At 66.4% G+C, this 435-nt stretch carries 1 protein-coding gene; it reads right to left on the bottom strand.

Going from position 1 to position 435, the window contains the following annotated elements:
• A partial coding sequence (locus J1C49_RS21565) for a calcium-binding protein (RefSeq protein WP_304522464.1) occupies positions 1–435 on the bottom strand: 435 nt, incomplete at both ends.

Here is a 435-nt window from a genome sequence, read left to right as displayed (position 1 = left end):
AGGCTGTCATCGCCGTCATTGCCCTCAAGCGTGTCCGCGCCTTCGCCCCCATCGAGCGTGTCATTCGCCGCGCCGCCATAGAGCTCGTCATCCCCGAGCCCGCCTTCCAGCGTGTCTTCGCCGTTCAGGCCATAAAGCCGGTCCGCGCCGCTGCCGCCGTCAAGATGGTTGTCGACGAGGTTGGCGCCAAAGATCAGATCGCCCTGGCTGCTGCCGATCACGTTCTCGACCTGCGTCACCGTGTCCGAGCCGCTCAGGCTGCTCGATGCCACGCCATTCTCGAGATTGACCGCCGCCGCCGCGTTCACGAACTGGAACGACAGCGTGTCGGTGTCGCCTTCCCCGTTGATGCTGTCTGTGCCGCTGTCGGCGAGCAGAAGATCGTCGCCCGCGCCACCAGACAGCGTGTCATCCCCGCTGCGCCCGGCCAGCGTG

It is taken from the genome of Cognatishimia sp. F0-27 (assembly GCF_020667845.1).
GTDB lineage: Bacteria > Pseudomonadota > Alphaproteobacteria > Rhodobacterales > Rhodobacteraceae > JAFMPQ01.
This window is presented reverse-complemented; position numbering and strand designations above follow the sequence as displayed.